At 37.5% G+C, this 3815-nt stretch carries 5 protein-coding genes and 2 tRNA genes; 3 read left to right on the top strand and 4 right to left on the bottom strand.

The window, feature by feature from the left end:
- The coding region (locus CBG25_RS03135) for a hypothetical protein (RefSeq protein WP_290604058.1) at positions 1-197 on the bottom strand (197 nt) is incomplete at its 3' end.
- A gap of 138 nt (positions 198-335) precedes the next feature.
- On the opposite strand from CBG25_RS03135, the gene amiC reads away from it, so the two are divergent.
- Entirely contained in the window at positions 336-1586 is a 1251-nt protein-coding gene (gene amiC / locus CBG25_RS03130; RefSeq protein WP_290604451.1) for an N-acetylmuramoyl-L-alanine amidase AmiC, read from the top strand.
- Between the two features lie 60 nt (positions 1587-1646).
- Here the strand turns inward: amiC and CBG25_RS03125 are convergent.
- Both CBG25_RS03125 and CBG25_RS03120 read right to left on the bottom strand, forming a co-directional pair.
- Positions 1647-1723 (bottom strand) — tRNA-Met (locus CBG25_RS03125).
- Between the two features lie 26 nt (positions 1724-1749).
- A tRNA-Met gene (locus CBG25_RS03120) sits at positions 1750-1826 on the bottom strand.
- Between the two features lie 525 nt (positions 1827-2351).
- On the opposite strand from CBG25_RS03120, the gene tcdA reads away from it, so the two are divergent.
- The gene (tcdA, locus tag CBG25_RS03115) at positions 2352-3164 is read left to right on the top strand and encodes a tRNA cyclic N6-threonylcarbamoyladenosine(37) synthase TcdA (protein ID WP_290604449.1); all 813 of its coding nucleotides are present in this window, start codon (positions 2352-2354) and stop codon (positions 3162-3164) included.
- A gap of 89 nt (positions 3165-3253) precedes the next feature.
- On the opposite strand, the gene CBG25_RS03110 is transcribed toward tcdA, so the two are convergent.
- Positions 3254-3418, bottom strand: coding sequence for an aminotransferase class V-fold PLP-dependent enzyme (locus tag CBG25_RS03110; RefSeq protein ID WP_290604447.1), 165 nt, complete (start codon positions 3416-3418; stop codon positions 3254-3256).
- Positions 3419-3693: 275 nt separating this feature from the next.
- Between CBG25_RS03110 and CBG25_RS21255 the strand changes: the two genes are divergently transcribed.
- Positions 3694-3815, top strand: a 122-nt coding sequence (locus CBG25_RS21255; RefSeq protein WP_366212652.1) for a helix-turn-helix domain-containing protein, incomplete at its 3' end; no start/stop codon positions are given.

Genomic DNA, 3815 nt, shown 5'->3' with positions numbered 1-3815 from the left:
CTTTTTTTGTCTATAGAAGGTTCAACTAATCGCCATAGGTCTTTAGGGCGGAAACATCTACTTTTTAACCATCGGCTAACCGTGTCATGAGATAAAGGCGATGGGCTGACTTCTGATAACGCCAAACTAGAGTATCTTACACTGCTTACTTGCAAGAATATTTTATAGATATCTTTAATGCATGGATAACCGGACAAAATATGAACATCCTGATTTTTTCTTGTTTTTAAATTTATACTTCTTTTTTAGAGACTGCGAAACTCGTGTAGTTATTTTTTTGTTGTTGATAATATTGAGCGGTTTATAATTATTTGATGCTTTAAGTGGATTTTTCGATGGATCATTCAAATCACGGTTTTTCAAGACGACGTCTTCTGCAAGGTGCAGTGGCTACTATGCTGTTAAGTATTAGTCCATTCGGGCTAGCTTCATCTTCAAGTATAGTTGCTATTCGTATCTGGCCTGCCTCTAGTTATACCCGAGTAACGTTAGAATCGAATATTGCTTTAAAATATCATCAATTTGCTTTATCGGGGCCTGATCGTATTGTTGTTGATTTAGAAAATATACAGTTAAATAGTGTGTTGCAGGGCATTAGCCAGCAAATCAGTTCGCGTGATCCTTATTTAAAATTAGTCAGAGTAGGCCAATTTGATCAAAAAACGGTTCGCTTAGTTTTTGAAGTAAAAACTCATGTTGAACCACAAATGTTTACTATTGCGCCTGTTGCTGGTTTTAAACATCGTTTAGTGGTTGACTTTTATCCTGCTTCAGGTGTTTACACTGATGATGATCCGTTGCTAGCGCTATTAGAAGATTATAACAAAGGTAAATTGGATAATACGTTGCCGGTTAAAGCGAAAAAGCCAGCGGGTAAAGCCGGGAGAGATAGGCCAATTATCATCATGATCGATCCTGGTCACGGTGGAGAAGATCCTGGTGCTATAGGAAAATATAAAACGCGGGAAAAAGATATCGTATTGCAAATTGCACGTAGATTAAAAATATTAATTAATCGTGAACCTAAGATGAAAGTTTATATGACTCGTAATGAAGATGTTTTTATTCCTTTAAAAGTGCGAGTTGCAAAAGCGCGGAAAATGCAAGCTGATTTATTTGTTTCTATTCACGCTGATGCCTTTACTAATCGTAAGGCGAGAGGTTCCTCAGTATTTGCATTATCGACCAAAGGAGCAACCAGTAATACCGCCCGTTATTTAGCTCAAACGCAGAATGAGGCCGATCTGGTTGGTGGTGTCAGTAAAAGTGGTGATAAATATCTTGATCACACCATGTTTGATTTAGTTCAGACGGCGACTATTAATGATAGTTTGAAATTTGGGACAGAAGTGCTTAAACGGATGGGTAACGTTAACAAATTGCATAAAAACATTGTTGATCAAGCGGGTTTTGCGGTATTAAAGGCACCAGACATCCCGTCAATTCTAGTTGAAACTGCTTTTATCAGTAATATTGAAGAAGAGCGAAAACTAAAGACAGCAAAATTCCAACAGCAGATGGCAGAATCCATTTTTCGGGGTATTAAAGCTTATTTCGACAACGGCGGAAAACTAGCTTTGCGTTAAGCGAGTTAATTAGATAGATAGTAGTTTTGTTTGGAAACTAATTTGATATTTAATGAAAGGTGGTTGCGGGGGCCGGATTTGAACCGACGACCTTCGGGTTATGAGCCCGACGAGCTACCAAGCTGCTCCACCCCGCGTCTGAAATGATTAAGGTTGTTAATATTGGTTGCGGGAGCCGGATTTGAACCGACGACCTTCGGGTTATGAGCCCGACGAGCTACCAAGCTGCTCCATCCCGCGTCCGATAGCGGCTCACTATACTCAGGATCAGATCCGATGCAAGTTTTTTTCTTAAATATTGCGATATTTTTTTATATTTTGTACATAAAAGAGACTTGATGATTGTTTTTTGTTCTTTTATTCAAATTAGCCATCATGCTTATTGATATACTTTGTCAGCAAAAAATCGATAGCGAAATATGTAATCAACAAACATAAATTCATAACTTTTTTAATAGTCATATAAAAATAGTTATTTAATGATTAGCTTAAATCAGTAAAATATTTTATCGGAAATTATCTTATCAAATGGGGTGGGGTATAATTTATTGCTAATTTAAGTATACAGAATAAGATGCAATTCAGTTGATAAGTATGATACAGATAATACGCTCTAGTCGTTATCACATGATTGGCTATGCTATGCAGATGAATAGATAACGAATCAGTTTTTGTTATCATAATAATTAATCAGGATTTGAATTAATAAATTAGTTTCTTTTTTATTATTGGTGAACACGCTATTTTTGTTAGCTAAGGTTAGACATGCAATTACTCCTTTCAGATGCTTGGTTGCGGCGCTTCGCAGGTACTGGCCGCCTCTATGGTCAAAAAGCATTAATGCTTTTTGCTCGTTCTCACATTTGTGTTGTTGGTATTGGCGGCGTAGGCTCATGGGCAGCGGAAGCATTAGCAAGAACCGGGATCGGCACTATTACTCTGATGGATCTGGATGATGTGTGCGTGACAAATATTAATCGACAATTGCATGCATTAAGCGACACTATTGGTCAATCAAAAGTTGAAGTGATGAAATCACGTATTTTGCAAATTAACCCTGAGTGTCAAGTTAATATTATTGATGATTTTGTCTCGGCCAGCAATCTAGCTAAGTTGATATCTATTCAATTTGATTATGTGATTGATGCTATTGATAGCATGCGGCCTAAAGCTGCTTTATTAGCTTATTGTCGCCGTCATAAAATACCTGTCGTCACAACGGGAGGGGCTGGTGGGCAAATTGATCCGACACAGATCCAAGTCAAAGATTTAGCAAAAACGATCCATGATCCCTTAGCAGCAAAATTACGTGAAAGATTAAAAAGTGATTTTAAAATAGTTAAAAATAGTAAAGGTAAATTGGGTATTGACTGTGTTTTCTCGACCGAACAGTTAGTTTACCCACAAAGTGATGGAACCGTTTGTAAGGCTAAAAGTAATGCCGGAGGAACAATGCGTATGGATTGCGCCGCTGGTTTTGGTGCGGCAACAATGGTAACTGCTAGTTTTGGTTTTATTGCTGTTTCTCATGTATTAAAAAAATTGCAGCGTAAAATGATAGCAAGCGAAAAAGTATGAAATAATTTTTTTAATTATTAGGGATCAAAGCTCGTTTTGGGCAATGGCGTAATTTTCAGCTTGTTGCCAATTAATGGCTTTCATCCAGTCTATAACAGCGTTGAACTCCAACACTCTGGCAATAGCTTCAAATCGATACAGATACCTAATCCTGTTGGGCTATACAATTTATGGGCTGAGAAGACAAAAAAATCAATGTCTAAAGCTTGTACATCAATACCACGATGCACAATACCTTGTGTACCATCAACCATGACTAAAATATTATGTTGATGAGCTAGCCGAGAGATAGCCTGAATATCGGGTTATTCACCAGTAACATTCGACATTTAGCTAATGGCAATGATCCGAGTTTTTGTGTTAACAAGTGTTGTTTGGTGTTTAAGTACCACTTTTTGTCCAAATAATTTCCTCGGCTTGATTGGCATTGATAAGTTCACCGCCAATTCCCAAACGAAATGCAACAAAGTAAATCCTTGGTCATACATAGATAAAATTACTGTAATGACCCCATAAGAGATACTGTTGTATGAAGGGAAAACATTTGAACTTACATGAGCGTTTTTATATCGAAAAACGAATAATTGACGGTGTTACTCAGGCCACTATTGCTAGAGAATTGGGGCTTTCTCGTTCAACTGTCAGCAGGGA

Source organism: Arsenophonus sp. ENCA, assembly GCF_002287155.1.
Taxonomy (GTDB): Bacteria; Pseudomonadota; Gammaproteobacteria; order Enterobacterales; family Enterobacteriaceae; genus Arsenophonus; species Arsenophonus nilaparvatae.
Note: the sequence above shows the minus strand (reverse complement) of the source record. Positions and strands in the feature narration are given on the sequence as shown.

What these genes read in the sequence shown, in the direction of transcription:
- amiC (WP_290604451.1), top strand. Translation starts at nt 336, where the DNA reads ATGGATCATTCAAATCACGGTTTTTCAAGACGACGTCTTCTGCAAGGT.
- tcdA (WP_290604449.1), top strand. Translation starts at nt 2,352, where the DNA reads ATGCAATTACTCCTTTCAGATGCTTGGTTGCGGCGCTTCGCAGGTACT.
- CBG25_RS03110 (WP_290604447.1), bottom strand. Translation starts at nt 3,418, where the DNA reads ATGGTTGATGGTACACAAGGTATTGTGCATCGTGGTATTGATGTACAA.